General features: G+C 66.0%; 1 protein-coding gene. It reads left to right on the top strand.

The annotated features are described in order from the left end of the window. Nucleotides 1-426: SAM hydrolase/SAM-dependent halogenase family protein (locus DPV79_RS41725; RefSeq protein ID WP_165843652.1), on the top strand; the 426-nt coding region annotated here is incomplete at both ends.

Below are 426 nucleotides of genomic sequence, written 5' to 3'. Positions count from 1 at the left end.
CACGTATGTATGGCGGGCCGCATTGGAGCGTTGGGGGCCAGAGGCGTGCAGGGTCGTCGAGCTGGCCGAGCGGCGCTTCTGGCTGCCGCGTGTTAGCAGCACCTTTCATGGGCGCGATATCTTTGCGCCGGTGGTGGCGCACCTGGCGCGCGGCGCGGCGCTGGAGGCGCCTGGCCCGCGTCTGTCGCAGCTGCTGGAAGCCGACCTGGAGCAGCCCGCCGATGGGCGCACCGGCGGCATGGTTGGGCGCATTATCCACGTCGATCATTTCGGCAACTGCATCACCAATATCACCCCCCAGCACCTGGAGCAATACGGAATGGGCGAGCAGATCGTGGTGCAGATTATCGATCAGCGCATTGCCGGCCTCAGCCAAACCTTTTCCGACGTGCAGGTGGGCGCGCTGGCCACGCTAATCGGCAGCAC

This window comes from Burkholderia reimsis (assembly GCF_003294055.1).
GTDB classification, from domain to species: Bacteria; Pseudomonadota; Gammaproteobacteria; order Burkholderiales; family Burkholderiaceae; genus Burkholderia; species Burkholderia cepacia.
The sequence above is the reverse complement of the archived record's forward strand: the minus strand, read 5'-3'. Positions and strand labels throughout refer to the sequence as shown.